Source organism: Flavobacterium sp. DSR3-2, assembly GCF_049896525.1.
GTDB lineage: Bacteria > Bacteroidota > Bacteroidia > Flavobacteriales > Flavobacteriaceae > Flavobacterium.
In genome coordinates this window covers 99,121-118,945 of the sequence record NZ_JAFCUM010000002.1, presented here as the reverse complement: position 1 = coordinate 118,945, position 19,825 = coordinate 99,121, and the positions used below count along the sequence as shown (strand labels likewise).

At 35.4% G+C, this 19,825-nt stretch carries 11 protein-coding genes; all 11 read right to left on the bottom strand.

All coding sequences use genetic code 11. The features are described from left to right. Positions 1-34: 34 nt before the first annotated feature. Positions 35-7,219, bottom strand: a complete 7,185-nt coding sequence (gene sprA / locus ACP7AV_RS04070; RefSeq protein ID WP_426090865.1) for a cell surface protein SprA — start codon at positions 7,217-7,219, stop codon at positions 35-37. 25 nt (positions 7,220-7,244) lie between these two features. Beyond that, positions 7,245-7,826: a Holliday junction branch migration protein RuvA gene (gene ruvA / locus ACP7AV_RS04065; RefSeq protein ID WP_426062966.1), complete on the bottom strand. Its 582-nt coding sequence runs from the start codon at positions 7,824-7,826 to the stop codon at positions 7,245-7,247. Positions 7,827-7,920: 94 nt separating this feature from the next. Further along, on the bottom strand, positions 7,921-10,209 hold the full coding sequence (locus ACP7AV_RS04060; RefSeq protein WP_426090864.1) for an NADP-dependent malic enzyme: 2,289 nt from the start codon (positions 10,207-10,209) through the stop codon (positions 7,921-7,923). A gap of 154 nt (positions 10,210-10,363) precedes the next feature. After that, a complete protein-coding gene (locus ACP7AV_RS04055) occupies positions 10,364-10,789 on the bottom strand; it encodes a CBS domain-containing protein (RefSeq protein ID WP_091202890.1) in 426 nt (141 codons plus the stop codon). Between the two features lie 71 nt (positions 10,790-10,860). Continuing rightward, the gene (locus ACP7AV_RS04050; protein ID WP_426090863.1) at positions 10,861-12,726 is read right to left on the bottom strand and encodes a trehalase family glycosidase; all 1,866 of its coding nucleotides are present in this window, start codon (positions 12,724-12,726) and stop codon (positions 10,861-10,863) included. Beyond that, a complete protein-coding gene (locus ACP7AV_RS04045; RefSeq protein WP_426090862.1) occupies positions 12,723-13,937 on the bottom strand; it encodes an MFS transporter in 1,215 nt (404 codons plus the stop codon). Before ACP7AV_RS04045 ends, ACP7AV_RS04050 begins: the two co-directional genes overlap by 4 nt. A 43-nt stretch (positions 13,938-13,980) precedes the next feature. Then, complete coding sequence (locus ACP7AV_RS04040) at positions 13,981-14,919, bottom strand: carbohydrate kinase family protein (RefSeq protein ID WP_426062961.1); 939 nt, start codon at positions 14,917-14,919, stop codon at positions 13,981-13,983. Continuing rightward, entirely contained in the window at positions 14,920-16,098 is a 1,179-nt protein-coding gene (locus ACP7AV_RS04035; protein ID WP_426090861.1) for a fructofuranosidase/invertase, read from the bottom strand. After that, on the bottom strand, positions 16,091-17,401 hold the full coding sequence (locus ACP7AV_RS04030) for an MFS transporter (RefSeq protein ID WP_426090860.1): 1,311 nt from the start codon (positions 17,399-17,401) through the stop codon (positions 16,091-16,093). The genes ACP7AV_RS04035 and ACP7AV_RS04030 overlap by 8 nt, the downstream gene beginning before the upstream one ends. 136 nt (positions 17,402-17,537) lie before the next feature. Further along, positions 17,538-18,455, bottom strand: a complete 918-nt coding sequence (locus ACP7AV_RS04025; protein WP_426090859.1) for a GyrI-like domain-containing protein — start codon at positions 18,453-18,455, stop codon at positions 17,538-17,540. Further along, positions 18,455-19,810: a vanadium-dependent haloperoxidase gene (locus ACP7AV_RS04020; RefSeq protein WP_426090858.1), complete on the bottom strand. Its 1,356-nt coding sequence runs from the start codon at positions 19,808-19,810 to the stop codon at positions 18,455-18,457. The genes ACP7AV_RS04025 and ACP7AV_RS04020 overlap by 1 nt, the downstream gene beginning before the upstream one ends. Positions 19,811-19,825 lie beyond the last annotated feature (15 nt).

The window sequence follows — 19,825 nt, the reverse complement described above, 5'->3', positions numbered from 1 at the left end:
TCTTCTATCCAAATCTGGTTTAGATTTTGAAAAATTAATTTCCAAAATTATAACGAAGCGTAAAACCGGAACGAACATTCGTCAGCGGAAAAGAAGTAGAGATTACTGCTTTCGAAAAAGAATGATCATAATAGAAAATAGCCGTCAGGTTTTTGCTGAATGCGTAATCCGCCGTCAATTTTATAGACCATATATTTTGTCCGCCTGCCAATTGATTGTTATCATAATCTAAATAACGAACGATTGTCTGATTGTTTCGATACGATAAATCTCCTTTCAAATTGATGTCGCTTTTTATTATTCCAGTTGGATTATCCGCCAATCGAGAAGAGAAAATCACATCTTTGAATCGATACCCCAATCCTACCACATATTCAATTCCTTTTACTTCCGTCAATAAATTATTATCGAAACTCATTGATAATGCTCTGTCTTTTTTAATTTCAGTCAATACTTTTAAAGAACTTTTTAATTCAAAATCCATTCTCAACAACGGACTAAATTGTTCTACTAAGTTGATATTAGACATAATTGTCTGATTGAAAAAGTTACCGCTGGCATCTACACCATCTGGCGCATTATCATATTCAAAATTCGATCTGAATGCATTTATAGTGTACGACGCGCGATAATTGTGTTGCAAAGAGAAGCGTTTGAAATTCTTCTTGAAAATATCATAACGCATCAATCCATTGTATTTTACTGCCCAGTTCGGTATTGGAAAACTTCTGAAAATTCCAAGGGAAACATTTGAGGCGTCACCTCCGGAATAAGCCGCTAAAAAGGCCGGCAACAATACGGCTTGATTATTTTTTCCATATCCTAATGGAAATCCTTCCGCATCAATATTGACAGGATTATTAATGTCAATTCCTCTTTCTGTTGCTAAACGGTTTGCTACCGTTAGTCGATTCATTCTGAAATCATCAAACGCTATTGACGAAATTTCATCACTGGTAGAAAATGAGGTCTTTATTAATACTGCCGATATAGAGAAAATACCTGTACTATAAGGCGATCTCGGATTGTAAATTCCATCGGTAACATCGTATTGTTCTGACGAATTTTTAGAATAAGCCCTGTCTAATGTCAAATCAATTTTTAAATCGGGAAACAAATCTACATTGGCTGTAGCCTTAAATAATTTATTAGTGACTTGGGAGAAATTTTGGTTAAAGTCCGCATAATTCGTCAACCAACCATTTTTGGCCGCCTCATAACGAACATCATCCTGACTTCCAAATATAAATCCTAACGACGGTCTTGAAGATCCCAAAAACCCAACACCCGGGGTATATCCTGGTAAAATTGTACCGCTGTTGTGGGTATAATTCATTTGAATATTCTTTACGCTGGTCAAGACTCCAATTAAACCATCAACAAATACATTGTTTTTGGGAATTTGACTGGCACTTGTATTCACTATTTTTTCGCCTGGTTTCGGCGCCGCCGCTTTTGGTTTTGGAAGCGCTTTATTATTGTTTTTTGTCACTCCTAAATACTTGTACAACATGTCCATATTGAATGATGCATTCAAATTATTGGAGCTCGCATTCTGAATTGTATTTCCTAAATTATAATCTTGCCCGTCAATTTTAATTTGCGATAATGCATTAGAAGTTCGTTGCCAGCTGTAATCACCCGTGTAGGAGTAATTTGCTTTGACAAAACTGAATAATGGAATCTTACTAATAGGAATTTCATAATTTAAAACCAATTGTTGCATGTGCTGGTTTGGATCTCCAATATCCCAATAACTGTCCCAAATAGTAAAACTGTCAATAGGCTCGTTATCCTCATTCAAATAGTTTTTCACGATATTGCTTGAAGATGCCGTGTAATTTAATTTCAACGATTTTGTCAAATTATAATTGAACCCGTATTGATAATTGAACGCAAAATTTCTGCGGTAAAGCGGGTCAATTCCAATTCCTTCCACCTCAACTTGTCTGAATTGTTGGCGGTTGTATTGTCTGTTGATATTTGTATTAAATGAAATATTGGAAGGCAAATAGTTAAAATTGAAATCGCTTAACAGCTTCCAATAATTACTTTTCTTCATGAATTTAGTCTTCTTGAACGGCTCCACTGGTTTAGACTGAAAAGTGTACGCATAATCCACCGATGAATTTGCTTGCTGATCTGCGTAATCTTCTATTTCAAAATCATGACGTTCCACTTCGTTAAAAGACTGAGAGAACGTGAAGTTTTCAGGATCATAAACATGTTGCTTCTGTTCTGGCTGGCGCTCTTTTCTCACTCCGATAAAGTTAATGCTCTTGCGTTTTGTATAATCAACTGCTCTACTGGTAATATTATCTTTTTTATTTTGATCGGTTGTATTATCAAGCAACTGTTTTAATTTGATATCTTGATTAAAAGGATCGTATTCCGGAGTTATTGTTTCTTCACCAATAGCGTAGTTGAACGGTAAATTGACACCCCATTTTTGCGGCAATAATTTCCCAAGATTTACATTGGTCACAATACTATATTGCTCTGTATCCTCACGGTTTCTCTCGTTTGGCCCTTGTTCTAATGCGCCAAAACCAATAGTGCTTTTTCTACCTGATGCAGAAACGGTGGCAAAATCAGCTAAATTTGAATCGACATTCAATACTGCCGCCATTCCTCCTTGATTGTCCATATCAGCCAAACGAAGTTCATTGAACCAAACTTCTCCTTTGATATCGTTAAGAAGATCAGTGTTTTTTACACCGACCATAAGTGTGCGAACCAAACCAAAATTTGGATTTCCTTTTATCCCTAACTTCAACGAACTGCTTCCGTCTCCGTCTGGTTTACTAAGATCCGAATCTGGATAATAAATCCCGTCTAATGGCAACGTGTTTGGGTCAACACTCATGGCTAAAATCTTCAATTTAGTCAATAATGCCAAAGACAAATCAATTTCGTTCTCTTCTGGCCAAACCGCTTCTGCGCTTAATGCAGAACAATCCTTAATACTTGGATTTTTGGGAATTGGATTATTGGGATCCGGAATAAAAACTTGATCAGCAACAGTTACTTTTAATGGAATTTCAATTTGATAGAAATTTTGAGTAAAGTCATTTCCAAAACGGATAAATCCAACCATTTGATTGTCTTGAAGTGCAATTTCGCCCGTTAAAGATTCTGCGTGCAAAAACATTTTCAATTTCTTGAATTGACGCATATCAATACTCACATTTTTAAAGACTGCTCTGGAATCTTCCGGCTCTAATCCATCGCCGGAAACTCTCAATGCTAACGATTGCTCATTTTGATTGATTATCGTATTATTATTGAATAATTGTTCCCTTTGTACTCCCGGCGGTGTAACATAATTTACCGGACATCTTTCGTTATTTTCCTGAACGTTAACTGCCAAAACATCTAAATTAGTGTCGTCATTCAAAACATTCGTATCATTAAAATCAAGGGTATTGGTATACCTTCTCCATTCGCCACGAACTAAATCAAGGGCACCAAAACGAATCGTTACTTCCTCATTAAACCCAGTCATAAACATTCTCATGAAACGGATGGATCTAAAATCAGAAATATTTCCAATCGTATTTTGAGGTTGAGAAACCGGAATTTTAAATTGCAACCATCTGGCCTCTGTAGTAGAACCATCTGGCAGTGTCACTTGTGTGTTTCTTATATCGGTGATGTAATTTTGTCCAACATTCATTCCAGGTTGCACATCAACACTATACTCATAATACGCATTGATGGTGTTCATGGTATTGTCTCTGTTTATATCTTCGACATCGGGTACCGTTGATGATCCTCTATTGGGATCAGTTATGTCTACCGCTGAATTCCCATCTGTACCATTATACCTTTTATACCGATCCAAAATTCCTCCTGAAGCATTCAGATAAAAGGTGTAATCATCTGCTGCAGGATCCAGCTCCGAGGCGAAATTCGTATAAACCGCTCCTTCATTGGCATTAGCCAGACCGTCCAGACCAATATCCTGATTTTTTCTGTTATCAGCATTAGTATCAAAAGCATAAATTAAGGATTGGGAAGCAGGAACATCTCCCCACAACGGTCTTGGATTAACCAAAATCTGGTCTGGCCCAAGTCCATTTTCATATTGTTTCCTTCCGTCTTTCAAAACATCTTCTGCTATTTCCCCTAAATTGAAATATATTTTTCCAGTATTCGATTGAGGAGCCTGACCATTTCCAACGTACGGATCTAACACCCAAAACTGAATGTACTCCACATTTCCTTGTTCGAAATTTGTTGAATTTAACGATCGCATAATTCCACCAAAGTTATCTGCTGGATTTGAAGCTTTATTTGGATTATTGTTATACGGTCCTCGCTCCGATGGATAATAACTTAGATCCAATGTGTTTACAAGTTGTGATTGTCCTTGTGCAATATCTGTTAAAGGATACAGTTCCTCACTGAAAATTCTTCGGGTTTTATTGAAAGATAAATCTTCATTTGAGATTCCAACGGGCTTTTGCGTATAAAAAACAGGATCAATAGAATACCACGCTAATTTCGCTCTTTTGAATCCATAACTCAAATCATTGGCACTTGCATTGAAATCATACGTGCTTGATGGGTTTCGCTCCGGTGTGGATGCTAAGCTCCAAGAATACGGGGAACGCATGTCAATGGTAGATTGCGAGCCCTCAAAATCATCAACATAGATGGTCGATTCTCCCTGAAATTGATCCGCTTTTGGCGAGTCCGGTTTCAAAAAAGCTATTTCGCCCCTAACCGAAAGGTTAGAAGGAACATCGGTATCAATATTTGGTAATTTATTTACCAAACGGGTTAAAAAAGGAACTTCAGTGGAGAAATTCGTGTTGAATCCAAAAATAGTATTGTTAACGGATTCCTGACCAAAGCTTGATTTTTGTGTAAACGGTCGTTCAGACATTTTTAAGAATGTACCCCCAACCACAAAGTTATCGGAAATTTTATGCTCGACATTCAGTCCCATGAATCTCCTGGTTTGCTGACCAAAAACAGAGTTGTTTTCCAATGACACTTCAATAGGTGTGTTTGATGCTTGCAACGAGGGGTCCAAAATTTGAACACGGCCTAACTGATAGTTGACGCTGTAATCAATTCCTTCAACCAAAACTCTTCCCGCTGCGTTAACCACAACTGAACCCTGAGGAACATTGAATGCGCCAATTGGGATTCCGTCACTACCGGTCGATTTATATTTTCCTCTCAATAAAAATTTATTTTTATCACTGTCCTGCAAAGCGCCAGATTGTGTATTTCGGTACATACTGCGGAACACATATTTCTTTTGATTTTCATTATAAGTACTACTGTTATTATAATTTTCTGCGGAACCTGTATTAGATAATTTAGAAAATAATAATTCTCCAAAAGGCTCTTTGGTGGTGAATATTATTCTTCCGTTTTGCGCATCAATAGTCAAGCCTGGCATAAAATCAAAAAAACCATCTCCACCAGTTTGCGGATCATTGTTGTAATTTAATTTATCCAAATTGAATACTTTCAACAACGGCGTTTCGGAAACTTCATTTTCTTTTGTAGGATTTGCTGGAAAAGGACTTCCCGCAACTTCGGTAATATAATTTAATGGCGAAGGATCTGTGTAAAGAATATTAAATCTAAAATCTTCTTGTTTCAATTGATAGCCGCCTTGAATTTGATAGATATTTTTCATCATCAAATTCCAAACTGGATTTTTAACATTGGTCAAATTACTTTTCAACATTTTCAATACCAGACTTTGCGAAATAATAGCTTGGTTTGACGGACTGTTTCCTGTAACCACAGTTGCATCTACGCCATCATTACCAAATTCTCCCACCTGGTAAACTTTATCACCAATCGTATACTGGTACGCCACTGCTAAAACCTCATCATTCGCCAATCGTTGTTGCAATGAAATATATCCTAATTGTGGATTGAATGCATATTCATTTGGATTCAGTTTCCTGGCATTTTCCAATTTAGAGTAATCCTGACCTTCGCTTACTGTTGTATTAAAACCGGAATTCGAAGTTACTATTTCGCGAATATTAGGGTTCAGCAAACCAGTTCCCGTGAGAATCTGGGCCGGATCATAATCATTATTGGAATTGTCCGTAGGAGAATCTAAAGGATTGTTGAAAATCCCTGTTGAAGGATCTAAAACAACTACTTCATTATCAGGCAAACCAGATAATTGCCCTTCTCCTAAATCCTGAAGCGCAATAATATTTCTTAGATTATTATTGGTCGCAGTAACTCGGTTTTGTTTGTTGGTTACCCAAATTTCAATTCTGGAAATTTGGACTCTACTATCAATGAAGGGATAATTTGTCAGCGATTTATCATATCTATTTCTAAAATATTGGGATAAGAAAAAGTGCCTGTCGCTATCATAATCCAAAGCAAACATTTCAAAATTCTCAATTGTTCCTCCTCCTTGAGCAATTAAACTCTTTGTTTGTGATTTTTGTTCCGAAAAAACGCCTGTTATTGTTGTTTTTCCAAATTGCAGTTGCGTTTTTACACCAAACAAACTTTGCGCGCCTCGAATTAAAGAACTATTTAGCGGCATGCTGACATTTCCCACTTCAATTTTTTGAATGATATCATCCTCAGTAGGAGCGTAATCTAACTTGATTAAATTTTGAAAAGCAAATGTAGACTGCGTATCATAATTGGCATTCACATTAAGTCGTGTTCCTACTTTCCCCATCAAGCTCATACTTATTCTTTGATCAAAATCGAAAGAAAGATTGGATCTGTTTCTTGGAGAAAAAGATGGATTATCTTGTTTGGTGTAGCGCATTCCCAAATCCATTTCTACAGATCCGGTAGGTTTTACATCAATTGTGTTACTTCCAAAAATAGATTCAAACAGTCCTGATTTTATGTAATATCTGGGTAACAAATCTCTTTTTGCAAGTTCGCTTCCTTCTTTTTTCCCATCAATTGCGTCTACCTTTTTCTTAAAATAATCACGCATCGATTCTTTCAAAACAAGGCTTTCGTACTCTTTTGGTGTTAAAATAATAGGATAATTTATAGAAAATCCATCAACAGAATTAGTGTAAACATAACGATCCGTAACAGGATCATACGTGTAAGCAGAAAGAATGCTTTGAGGGTTTTTTAGTTGAAGTTTCCCAATAGAAAAACCAGTTTTGACGGTATCCTGAGCTGCTTGTTCTACTTGTGCCTGCGACACTACTCCACAAAATAAAACAAGTAAAAAAATACAAATTTTATGCATACAACTCGTTTTTCTTGAATACCTTTTACAGGTTTTTTAAAGCTTTTTTGATAATTGATTCTACAGAAGCATCTGGATCTTCTTTGACTATTTTTTCAATAATTTTTTCTGAAGTTTTTCGTACAAACCCAAGAACTTCCAAAGCTGATAACGCTTCATCTCGATTAGTATTGCTTTGCGACATAGAAACTTCATCTAAATCATATAATTTTAATACTTTTTCCTTTAAATCCAATATTACCCTCTGAGCAGTTTTACTGCCTATTCCTTTTATTGATTGAATAGTTATTACATCCGCAGATGCAATGGCATTTGTAATTTGTTTTGGATCTAATGAGGAAAGCATGGTTCGGGCAATACTCGCTCCTATGCCGGAAACAGATAATAAAAGCCTAAAAATTTCTCTTTCTGACTTTTCCATAAAACCAAAAAGCGTATGCGCATCTTCTTTTATCTGAAGATGCGTATAGACTTTTATTAAATCTGTGTTTGGTAATAAGGAATACGTATGTAAAGAAATGTTTACATGGTAGCCAACACCGCCACAATCAATGATTATTTGTGTCGGCGATTTCTCTACCAATTTGCCTTGTAAATGTGCTATCATGAAGTGTTAATATATTTCCAAATATAACAAAATTAGCATCGGGTTAAATTAAATTTATAATTTTAACGATGTTTGTTCTCTTATGCGTATTAAATTATATTTGTTTGGCTTTTTTCATTTCTTTTTCCTGTGCATCAATCACCGCAATTGCAGCCATATTGACCATTTCCTCAACACTTGCACCCAATTGAAATATATGGACTGGTTTTCCCATTCCCAGCATGATAGGTCCTATTGAATCTACTTTATTTAATTCTTTTAAAAGTTTATAGGTAATGTTTGCTGATTCTAAATTTGGAAAAATCAAAGTGTTTACTTTTTTACCTGCTAATTTTGAAAAAGGAAATTTTGCTTTCAGCATTTCTGGGTTTAAAGCAAAATCTGCCTGAAGCTCACCATCAATGATCATCTCCGGATGATTTTTATGCAAATAAGTTACCGCCTCTCTTACTTTGGCTGCGCTTTCACTCGTAGACGATCCGAAATTAGAGAATGATATCATTGCAATTACCGGTTCTACCCCAAACATTTTGGCTGTTTTAGCTGTCATTATGGCAATTTTAGCTAAATCATCTGCTGATGGATTAATGTTTATTGCAGTATCGGATAAAAACATGGGCCCACGAGCCGTCATCATCATGTTAGTAGTAGCTATGATAGAAGCTCCTGGCGCTTTTTCGATGAGTTGCAACATGGGTTTAACAACTGAAGGATAACTTCTTGAATGTCCTGTTACCAATGCATCTGCTTCTCCTTCATTGACCATCATTGCGGCAAAATAGTTTCTTTCACGCATTAATTTTTGAGCATCTAAAAAAGAAATTCCACGTCTTTGTCGAGTGGACCAATACGTATTTGCAAATTTATTTCTTCGTGCTTCTTCTTCGTTAATTTTAGGATCTATAATCTGAACATCGGCATCAAAACCGATTTCTGCTTTTAATTCTAAAATAATTTCTTTGTTCCCTAATAAAATTGGGAAACCGATACCTTCTTCCCATACAATTTGCGCTGCTTTAAGAACATCTAAATGATCTGCTTCAGCAAAAACAATTTTTTTAGGATCCATCTTAGCTCTATTGGTAATCAAACGAACCATTTTATTATCATTCCCTAAACGGTCTAATAATTCTTCTTCGTATTTTTTCCAATCTGTAATATGATTTAACGCTACACCAGAATCCATCGCTGCTTTTGCAACAGCTGGCGCAACAACAGTTATCAATCTAGGATCGAATGGAGAAGGAATAATATATTCTTTTCCAAAAACCAATTTAGTAGCTCCGTAAGCTATATTTACTTGTTCCGGAACCGATTCTTTCGCTAATGCAGCTAAGGCTCTTACTGCTGCCATTTTCATAGCCTCATTTATTTTGGTTGCACGAACATCTAATGCGCCTCTAAAAATATAGGGGAATCCTAGAACATTATTTACTTGATTAGGAAAATCAGAACGTCCTGTTGCCATTATAATATCTTTACGAGTTGCAATCGCAAGATTATAATCAATTTCCGGATCTGGATTTGCCATCGCAAAAACAATTGGATTTTCGGCCATCCCCAGCAACATTTTTGGAGTCATGATATTACCTGATGACAATCCTAAAAAAAGATCTGCGCCCACTAATGCTTCTTCAAGACTTATCGGTCTTATGTCTTGCGCATATTTTTGTTGCAAAATAGATAAAGAAGGATTGTCTTTTGTCAAAACTCCTTTACTGTTAAACATTAATATATTCTCAATTTTTACACCTAATAAAACGTACATATTAGCACAAGCTAAGGCAGCAGAGCCGGCTCCAGAAACAACCATTTTTACATCTTCTGATTTTTTACCTGCCAATTCTAATGCATTCAACAGTGCCGCAGATGATATGATGGCAGTACCGTGCTGATCATCGTGCATTACAGGAATATTCAGCTCTTCAACCAGTCGTCTTTCAATTTCAAAAGATTCCGGTGCTTTAATGTCTTCTAAATTAATTCCACCAAAAGTGGGGGCTATATTTTTTACGGTCTGGATAAATTCTTCAATATCCTTTGTTCCAATTTCAATGTCAAATACATCAATATCAGCAAAGATTTTGAACAGTAATCCTTTCCCTTCCATTACTGGTTTTGATGCTTCCGGCCCAATGTCACCCAATCCTAAAACTGCAGTTCCATTGGTGATTACTGCAACTAAATTTCCTTTTGCGGTATATTTATAAACGTTGTTTACGTCTTTGGCTATTTCTAAACACGGCTCAGCTACACCAGGAGAATATGCCAAAGATAAATCTCTTTGTGTTGCATATTTCTTAGTAGGAACTACTTGAATTTTACCAGGAGTTGGCTTTGCGTGGTATAATAATGCTTCTCTTCTTTTGCTATTTTTGTCCATTGTTTTTAGATTTTATTCTAGTTTACAAAGATAGAAGACTTGCTTTAAAAAGTTTACTTTTATCCTATTCTTTTGCGAAAAACCCCTTTTTGATTCCAAAAAAAAAAGCTACATCAACTGTAGCTTTTTGTAATTATATCTTTTTAGATTGTTTTTATTGCGTAATATAAGAGTTTAAATGTTGAATAGTATCTTTTTGCATTTCGATTATGGCTTTTACTACGTCACTTATTGAGATAATCCCAATTACAATCTCATTTTCCAAAACTGGCAAATGTCGAACTCTTTTTGTACTCATTAGTTCCATGCAGTACTCTAAATTATCCGATGGATTTACCGTAACTACATCAGTTTCCATAATTTCATAAACAAAAGCTTTCTTTGAAGATTTTGCTTTCAAAACAATTTTTCGAGCATAATCTCTTTCAGATAAAACCCCTTTTAAAACTGTATCTTCAATGATAAGAATAGCTCCGATATTTTTTTCGCTCATCACTGTCAATGCTTCGTATACAGTGTTTGTAGAAAGTATGGAATAAACATCCTTTCCTTTGGTACTTAAAATTTGATTAACAGTCATAATTGATTCATTTAGTGAATTATAAAGTTAAAAAAAATATACATTCAAACAACAAAAAATATTTTTCAGTGCTAAAAAACAGTATCGGGAGAAATCAATTCTCCTAATTTCTCTTTTAATTCTTCGCTTAAAATTTGCAATCCATATTGATAAGACGCATTTACCCACCCAAAACCTTCTTTGGCTATGTAATCAAATTCGGTTCCCACATTTCCATATTCGGCAAAAACTTTATGCGAATTGATTTCCAAATCAAATTTTTCTGGAATTGTTCCATTATAATCCACTGCATTTTTTGTAATTAACCACAACCATCGGTACACCATTTCTTGTGCTTTATCCAAATAATTATAGTTAATCAATCCTTCCCATAGCAACATTTGGTGCGGTGCCCAACCAAAAGGATAATCCCATTGTCGCTGCGGAGCGTCTTGTGGAGCATTTGCAACACTTGCTTTGGTACTTCCCGTAATTCCTCCTGTTTTTATAAATTGCGGTAAGGCAACTTCCACTAATTTTTTAGCCTGATTTTCATCACACAACCCAGCCCACAAAGGAAAAAATGTTGTTGCTGCTTCAAACGGAAATTGCTCATGATTCACAAAATCATAATCAAAATACATGCTTGAAGCTTCGTTCCAACACAATTCATTTATTTTAGTTTTTCTGGAAAGTGCCTTTTGTTCCCATTCTTCCGAAGTATAAACCACATCACCAACCTGGAAAGCAGTATCGAAATGCTCTTTTATTAAATAAGCGACATCTTTTTCATATTTATAAAGAAAACTGTTTACGTCTACTGAATTCAAATTGGCACACCTATTAATGAGTCGGTTTGTGGTGTCGTGTCCACTTTCTCTCATGCTTCTGTCGTGAACAAAGTACTCATCCAATTCCGCATCTACAACCGTTCTTTGTAAATATTGCTTTTCAAATTTTCGAATAGGAAGTTTGTATTTTTTAGCAAAAGGTTCTAAAATATCATCAAAATGTCCCGGTTCCACTTCAAATGGCATACCAATTCCGTCGGCTTTGTATCGGTTTAAACTTGTTGGCGTCAATCGATTTCCTTGCACCATCCAAACCGTATTGTATTCTAAAATGACCGTTTCCAAATGACTTCTTAACCAGTCTAAACTTGGCATCTTCTTTTTTGCAATTTTAATTAGCAAAGAAGAATATAACGGTGGTTGCGTTCTTGTCAAATAATAACTTCTATTTGCATTCAAAATTTTTCCGTAATGAATAATTTGGTATTTAAAATTCTCAGCAATCGCCATTGCTTTATTTACTTGACCGTCTATCAATAAACCAACACCAATAAAATAGCTGTCCCAACCATACATTTCGTTGAATCTTCCGCCGGGAACCACAAAAGGAACGCCTTGCAGACTGTATGTTTTTTGTTCCAAAGCCAAAGCTAGAATTCCCGGTTTCTCATTTAAAGTTTCCACATATTCCATCGAATAATTTTCAGGCAGAATTTCAACTTTAAAATTTGGCAATTCTTTTTCTAATGCCTGAAAATAAGCAACTCCCTGTTTGTCTTTGGCAGCAACATAAAGCCTTGCCACATCAGTGGAGGTTTTTTCGTCTTCAATAATTTGCGTCAATCCTTTTTTATCAATGGTTCGAGTGAGCTCCTCCCAATAATCATCCTTAATTTTTCTTGAAATACGGTGTACAGGATTCTCTTGAATGCGACTTAAATCAACTTCCCCCAAAGATAAATTCTCCTCCTTAAGCTGAGCTAATTCTTGCAATAAATTTGACAAATGATAAGTCCCTGTGATAACCGCTTCTTGTTTCGTATTTTCGTCTACTAAAATAAATTTTTTAGGCCCATTATCGTCTTTAGTAATTTTTTTATCCTGATCTGTATCCTCTTGAAGCAATAGTTCTTGGAATACTTTGTCTATGTTTAGTACGAATTTCATTGTTTAGCGGTAAGTTTTTTTAGAATAAAGAAAGACACAAGTAAAAGCCCCATTGGAATTAAGGTGTAATAAAATGCATTTTCCGGACCTTCGTTTTTAAACAAATAACCAATTACTCTGGAACCTAAAGTACCGCCAAGTGCAGAAAATACTACAATTAAACCTGTCATTGAGCTATGTAATTTTTTGGGCAGGGCGCTTAGAACTACGGAATTTAAAAGCGGATAAATTGGCGCAATAAAAAGTCCCACTAATGGAAAGGCGAACCCTATCAAAGGAATATCCCCAAGCGAATTAATGTCTTTAACATTTAATCCAACTGCTTTTGGAAGTACAAAAACCACAATAAGCATTGCAGCTACAATACTAAAACTAAGTACCCAAAACCAATTGACTCTTTTTGTAATAACGCCGGCCAAAAGTCGTCCAACAGCTAATGAAATAGCCAAAATACTTGCCATCATAATACTGATATTCTCTGGAAGATGCAATACCTTGCTGTTGAAAGTTGGCAGCCAAGACATGATTCCTTGCTCGATCATTACAAAAAGGAACGCACTGATTACAAAAACGATGGTTAATAGTTTCGCGAACAATTTGAACATTTGTTTAAAATCATCAACTAAATCAACACCCGGAATGTCCGTTTGACTTTCGAATTTGGTAAAAAATAAAAAGCCAAAAGACACAGCTGAAATTCCCGCCAATAGCCAATACACGTTCAACCAAGCATCTGGATTCGCATCAGAATTAAAAGCAGGAAATAAGAAATACGCCAACGCAATTCCTATCATAAACACGCCTTCAATGCTACTCATCAAACTATTGTGCTCCTGCTGATTCTCTGTTATGGTTCCAATAAGCGAATACACCGATACTTTTATCAGTGCAAAAGAAACGCCAACGGTAGCAAAAAGCAATTTTGCCGTTCCAAAAGAATTTCCGAAATACATACTGACGCAAGCTGCTGAAACCAAAGCCAAACCAATAAGCATAGCTCTCTTATATCCAATTCTGGGTAAAAACGAAGCGATTAAAAACGAAACAATGGCAATAGGTAAATCCTTGAAAGCTTCTAAAACACTGGCTTGCAACTCATCTACCCCATAATTTTTTTGTGCCTTTAATATCACAATTCCCACGCTGTTCAGCAGAATAGCAAATACAAAGTAATTGAGATACATGGCAATTTTAACCGTACTTTTTTTCATCTTTTACCTAATATTTTGAGTTGAATTAGCATTTAAATTTGGACTATACATTTATATTTAAATATTCCTGAATGTCTATTCCTTCCGGCAATCTGCCTACATTCTGAAGTTTCAATACTGCCAGTTTTTGAGCAATTGTAATGGTTTCTTCAAAGTTTTTATTGCGTAATTGAGCGTATAAAAAACCCGTCCAAAAAGCATCTCCTGCGCCTGTTGTGTCTTTGATATCTTCAACCGGTAAAGCTTTTTGATGAAACATTCCGGAATCAACATTCGATAAAACAACACCATCCTTCCCTTTTGTCAAACAAATGGTTGAAGCGCCTAAACTATGAAAATAATCAAAAATAAAATCTTCGGTTTTTGCTTCCGCAAAAAGACGGTAACAGTCGTCTTCGCTTAATTTTACTAACGGATCAGTTGACAAATATTCTCTCAAAACCTGTTTTGCTTCTTCACGATTCGGCCAAATCCTTTCCGAAAAATTAATATCAATGCTTGTTTGTAATCCTAACGCTTTTGCTCGTTTAGCACTTTCGACAATAGTTGTTCGAGCTGGATTTTTGCTTAAAGCAAAGCAAGTCGTATGGAAAATTTTAGCATTTTCCAGTAAGTCATTCGGTATTTGACTTTGCTGAATTTGACAATCAGCTTCTCGGTACGGAATAAAATCTGGCGTACTGGTCGATTTTGAAACAAATATTACAGAAGTGGGATGACTTTCTGATTTTCTAACATGTGATGTAATAACATGATTCGCTTTTAACTTCCTAACAATATATTCGCCTAATCCATCTTCTCCACAAGTAGCTACTAATACTGATTTCAAACCCAAGCGCGTTGCATTTACAGCAACATTTGTAGGTGAACCTCCCAAAAAACGATGGTAATCTTTGGTCCTGTTTATAGACGTATTCATTTCGTGACCAATAAAATCAATCAAAACTTCGCCTGCACATATTATGTCTATTGTCTTTTCCAATTAAACTAAAAATTTAAAATTTGTATGTAAACTTTGGTGTAAAAGCACCGTTGCCGCACCACTCCAAGCGCAAAAAGGAACACCGTTGGGCTCTTTGGTTTCACTATTGAAGTTTTCGTAAAAACTGAAATTTTCAGTAGCATTAGCGCTATTTATAGCTGTTAAAAGTGCATCAGCTTCCTTCTTCTTCCCTTTTGAAAGCAAGGCCAGACCATAAAAGCCATTGACCATTGACCAGCTTCCTCCATTATGAAACTCATTAGGGTAATTTCTAAACTCGTATTTGCAATTGTTTTTAAGCAAATTCCAGTCTAAATCAGTTTCTTTTATTGGTGGCCAAAAAGCAGGCAACAACTGCAATTTCATTTCGTTTATGAGCGCAATTGAATATTCTAAAATTGAATATTGAAAATCTTCTGAACCAATGTTCAAATACAAAGCCAGCGAATTTGCAAAAGCATCAAACTGTGTTTTGTATCCTGCAGGCGAAAAGGAACATGGCATGTATTTTTGAATATTTATCTCATTGTAAGCTCGTTCGTGGTATTTTTCACCTGTAGAGTTTGGTGTGAAATTAATTTCCAGTTGCTTTGTAATTGTGGCAATCTTTACGGTAATAACCTCGTCATGTGCAAAATGATTGTAGCTCTTCAGAGCCCAAATTCGGAGCAATTGATCGTACAAAACATAACCGTCTGTAATGTATTCATCTGCCCAGTTTCCTGATAATGGCACATATAAAAGTCCTTTATTGTTAAATTCCCAAGCATCCAGAAGCGCAAAACACTTTTCAATTTCAGTGTCGTATTTTGCCACGAAGGTAATGTCTTTTGTATAATAGGCATATTGGCAAATCCCAATTACAAACCAAGTCACCGCATCAACTCTTCCTGCCAATCCGCCATAACTAACCTCAACTTGATCGCCATTTGTCATCACATTTGATGGAATAGTTCCGCTTTGATGTTGATTATTGGCTAATGTTTCTAATGTTTTACGAAATGTTTCAATTAATTTTTCATCTCCTGAAGCCAAAGCCGCCAATCCACAAATCACTCCATCTCGCGCCCAAACTCTTTTGTAGTTGGAAATGTTTTGTGCACTCGCCAAAAATCCTTCGGATGAGGAAACTTTCTCAAGCAACTCAATTGCTTTACTATAATTCAAATCACTATTCATACTTTGCTATTGAAACTTTTTTACTTTTAATCAAAAGGGTACAAAAAGCACCGATTAGCATCAGAACACCAGCAAAAGTAATGGCTTGGCGAGCATCATTGTCTAAGAAGTTCTTTAAAATATAACCAAAAGAGAGATTTTGGATAATCATTGGAATAACAATCATCATATTAATAATACCCATGTACACTCCATAACGCTCTTTTGGAATAACAGCAACGACCATTAAATATGGTATTCCCATCATACTTGCCCAAGCAATTCCGTAGCCAATAATTACCGCAAAAAACACATATTGATTTTGTACCATTGGAAACCATAAAAAAGAAACGGCTCCAAATAACAGACAGACAAAATGAATCATTTTTGCACCGTGCTTTTTGGCTAATTTTGCCAAATAAAAAGCAATTGAAAACGTAACTATAAATCCAAAAGCACCGATTAACCCGTTCCATTCTACCGCTTTTTCGTAGCCCATTGCATTCATTGGGGTTACATTCCATACGGATAAAGCAATACTTTTTGAATTGTTTTGCCAATAACACATCATCGCATACCATTGAAACAAATAAACAAGAAATAGTTGCCACATTACAGTTGGCATTTCTAAAACTGCTTTATATATATCGATGAAAGGTGAAAAAATATGTAATGGTTCCGCTTTTAAAATTGCTATTTCTTCCGCTGTAGGCGGGATTTCTTTTGTTTTACCCATACTCCACCAAATGGAAGTTACAGAAAGGATCGCTCCCAAAAAGAAGGAGGCATATATCCAGGTGGGTAATGATCCGGTATATCCAACAAAAACAATTGGAAATAGAAACAGAGAAATATAGGCCAGAAACTGTCCGAAACCAGTAAAAAAACTTTGCGCCTGAAAACCTATTGGTTGTTGTTCTTCGTCCAGCGTATCCGCAATAAAAGCGCGATACGGTTCCATAGCGGTATTGTTACCGACATCTAGGATCCAAAGTAAACCCGCAGCCATCCACAAGGAACTGCTGAATGGGAATAGAAATAAAGCGATACTACAAATTATGGCTCCAATAAAAAAGTAAGGTTTCCGTCTTCCCCATCTTGGATGCCACGTTTTATCGCTCATCGCACCAATAATAGGTTGAATTAATAAACCAGTTAAAGGTCCCGCAAGATTTAGTATCGGGATTTGATCCGGGCTTGCATGTAGAAAATCGTAAATAGGATTGACGGCACTTTGTTGCAAGCCAAAGCTGTACTGAATGCCAAAAAAACCAACATTCATATTGATTATCTGCCAAAAGCTCAATTTCACTTTTAAATTCATTCTGATTGGTTAATTTGTTAATTTTTACTAAAATTAATTTTAATAACGCTAATTAAAAACAGAATAAAAACAAAAACGTTTTCGGAAGAACCGAAATCGTTTTCGATATATGTAAATTACCTAAATAAACTGCTCTTTATTTGGACGCAAAAGGAATAATTATTTTAGTTTCCCATTCCAGCTCTGTTCCACCATTATAAGGATTTGACAAGAAATGCTCCAATACTTTATTTTCCAATTTAAGTTTGTGCTTTTTTGCATAATCAAGCAACGCAAACCAAGCTCTGTCTGAAGTTCTGAAATTTCCGTAATAAGTCGCTTTTAATCCTTTGAAGGCAGGTAAGGTTTTGAATTTTACATCGTTATTTACAATATTTGTTTTGGGTTTTTCAACTGGAAAACAATAATTAAAATCGATTGTTTCTTTATCAAGATCCCATTTTACAATTTCCAAGTAGGGTGTACCTATTATTTTTATTTGATTCTCGAAAAGAAAACCAGTAATAGTAGCGTCATTTGCAATCATATTTTGTGCTTTTTCCTGTAAAACACTTTTCAAATTGATGTAGGCAACAAATGTTTCTTCTGATGTACCTTCTCCATCAATTCTGACTTTGAAATTCTTCAAATGTTCGCTCAATCCTTTTTTAAAATCCCTTATTTTTTTGATTTGTTCTTCCTTGAATTCAGTATTAAAAAAAGGTGCGGTTAGTTTATTGTACCAACTGTGATTTAAATCTTTGATGCCAATACTCACTTTTGTCATTGAATCGTTTACAGGAGTAATGTCCCAAGTGTAGTGCATTTGAACCTCTTTTTTGGTCATTTCGTGTTTGATAAAGTCAAAATTTCTTTTTTCTAAAATCACATACCTTTCAGACTCCTTTAAACCTTGCGCATTTGACCACTCCTGAATACCTTGAAATACGGTTCCTGTAGCTGCATTTACTTTAAACGAAATACAGTAGTCGGTTTCCTTTATTAAAAGATACCAAACCAAAAACGAGGACAACACAACACTTAATACTACTATACTTTTTTTTCTGACTGTCATTATTTTTTACTCATCTTTAATGTATTATTAATGTAATTCCCAATATTATTGCCTTGTACAATACCATTCTCAATAGCGGCTCTGTAATGAATTCCTCCATAAAGTCTACTTATTGAAGCTTCTGCTGCTGCTTGTTTAAATGATTTAAAAGGTCTTTTAGGCAATCCAAAAGAAACTTCTGAGTCATCGATATAACTAAAATTATCTCCAAAAATAGAGGTTAGGATAATTGCCGAGCACGACGAAACCACAGAGTGTCCACTTACATATTCCGGAAAAGGAGGTGTTTGTAATTGTGGTCTCCAGTTTTCATCTATGTTTTGATTGATATACGTTTCAGGACGCACAACATTACTCCTATACTTTTCATCCCAACAACTAATGAAGCTCTCAAAAATTCCGATAGATGTTATAGTATAAGCAAAAACAGTAGTTTCAAAATCTGATTTTGATTTTTTTAAAGCAATTTTAGTAACATTAATCCAATGCGCGTCAGGTGTGTTTTTCTTCTTTGCAAACATCATATGCCCTTGTATGACTGTAGCATACGGATTACAATCCCAAAATGAAGCGATTGCAGATTCTTCAGGAATTGATTTGCTTTGGTTTTTCTCTACTTCAATTAATTTTTCGGAAATCATATTTCCTAAATCATAGGTTTCTTTTGCATCTTTATAAAAAGCAGAATTTTTATCGGTGGAAAATGGATAAGGTTTAATGGGTTTAAATTGAGACGCCGAATCCATAACTAAAGTTCTTATTTCGCCCCAATGAGGTTCAACACCATCCATGTAAGATGGAGGAGTTGGTTGCCATCTCCCAGCTTGATCTGCATAAACTGAAAATTTAGAAGAAGTCCGAGTTTGTTTATAATTATCTTTCCCCATCCACATTTTAATTCTGTCCACCACTTTTAAAGCGTATTCTTTAGATACATCAAATTCTTTTTGATTTTCAGAACCCCATTTCTCATACAAACTATCTCTATATTTTTCTAAAGCTCCCTCCGAAAAAATCAATTGTTTACTTACCTCAATGTGGGCAATAATCGCTGCTAAATTTTTATTTACGCCACTTTTCGGATTTAGTTTAGGAATTGAATCTAATCCTTTCAACTGCCCTTGTAAACTTTCATATTTAGTATTGTTTTGAGCCATAATTTCATAAGCGGCAACATTAGGATAAACATAAATTCTACTCGCAACTGGAGGCGAAAATATATCATGAACCATAATTCCAGTTACTGTATCAATTGCCGCACAGAAATCATCTGTTGTTACCTTAATTGGTGTCTCTTTCTTACATGAAGTAAAAAAAAACATTATAAGTCCTAAAAGATAAATTTTAGAGTTCATGGTATTGGGTTTAAT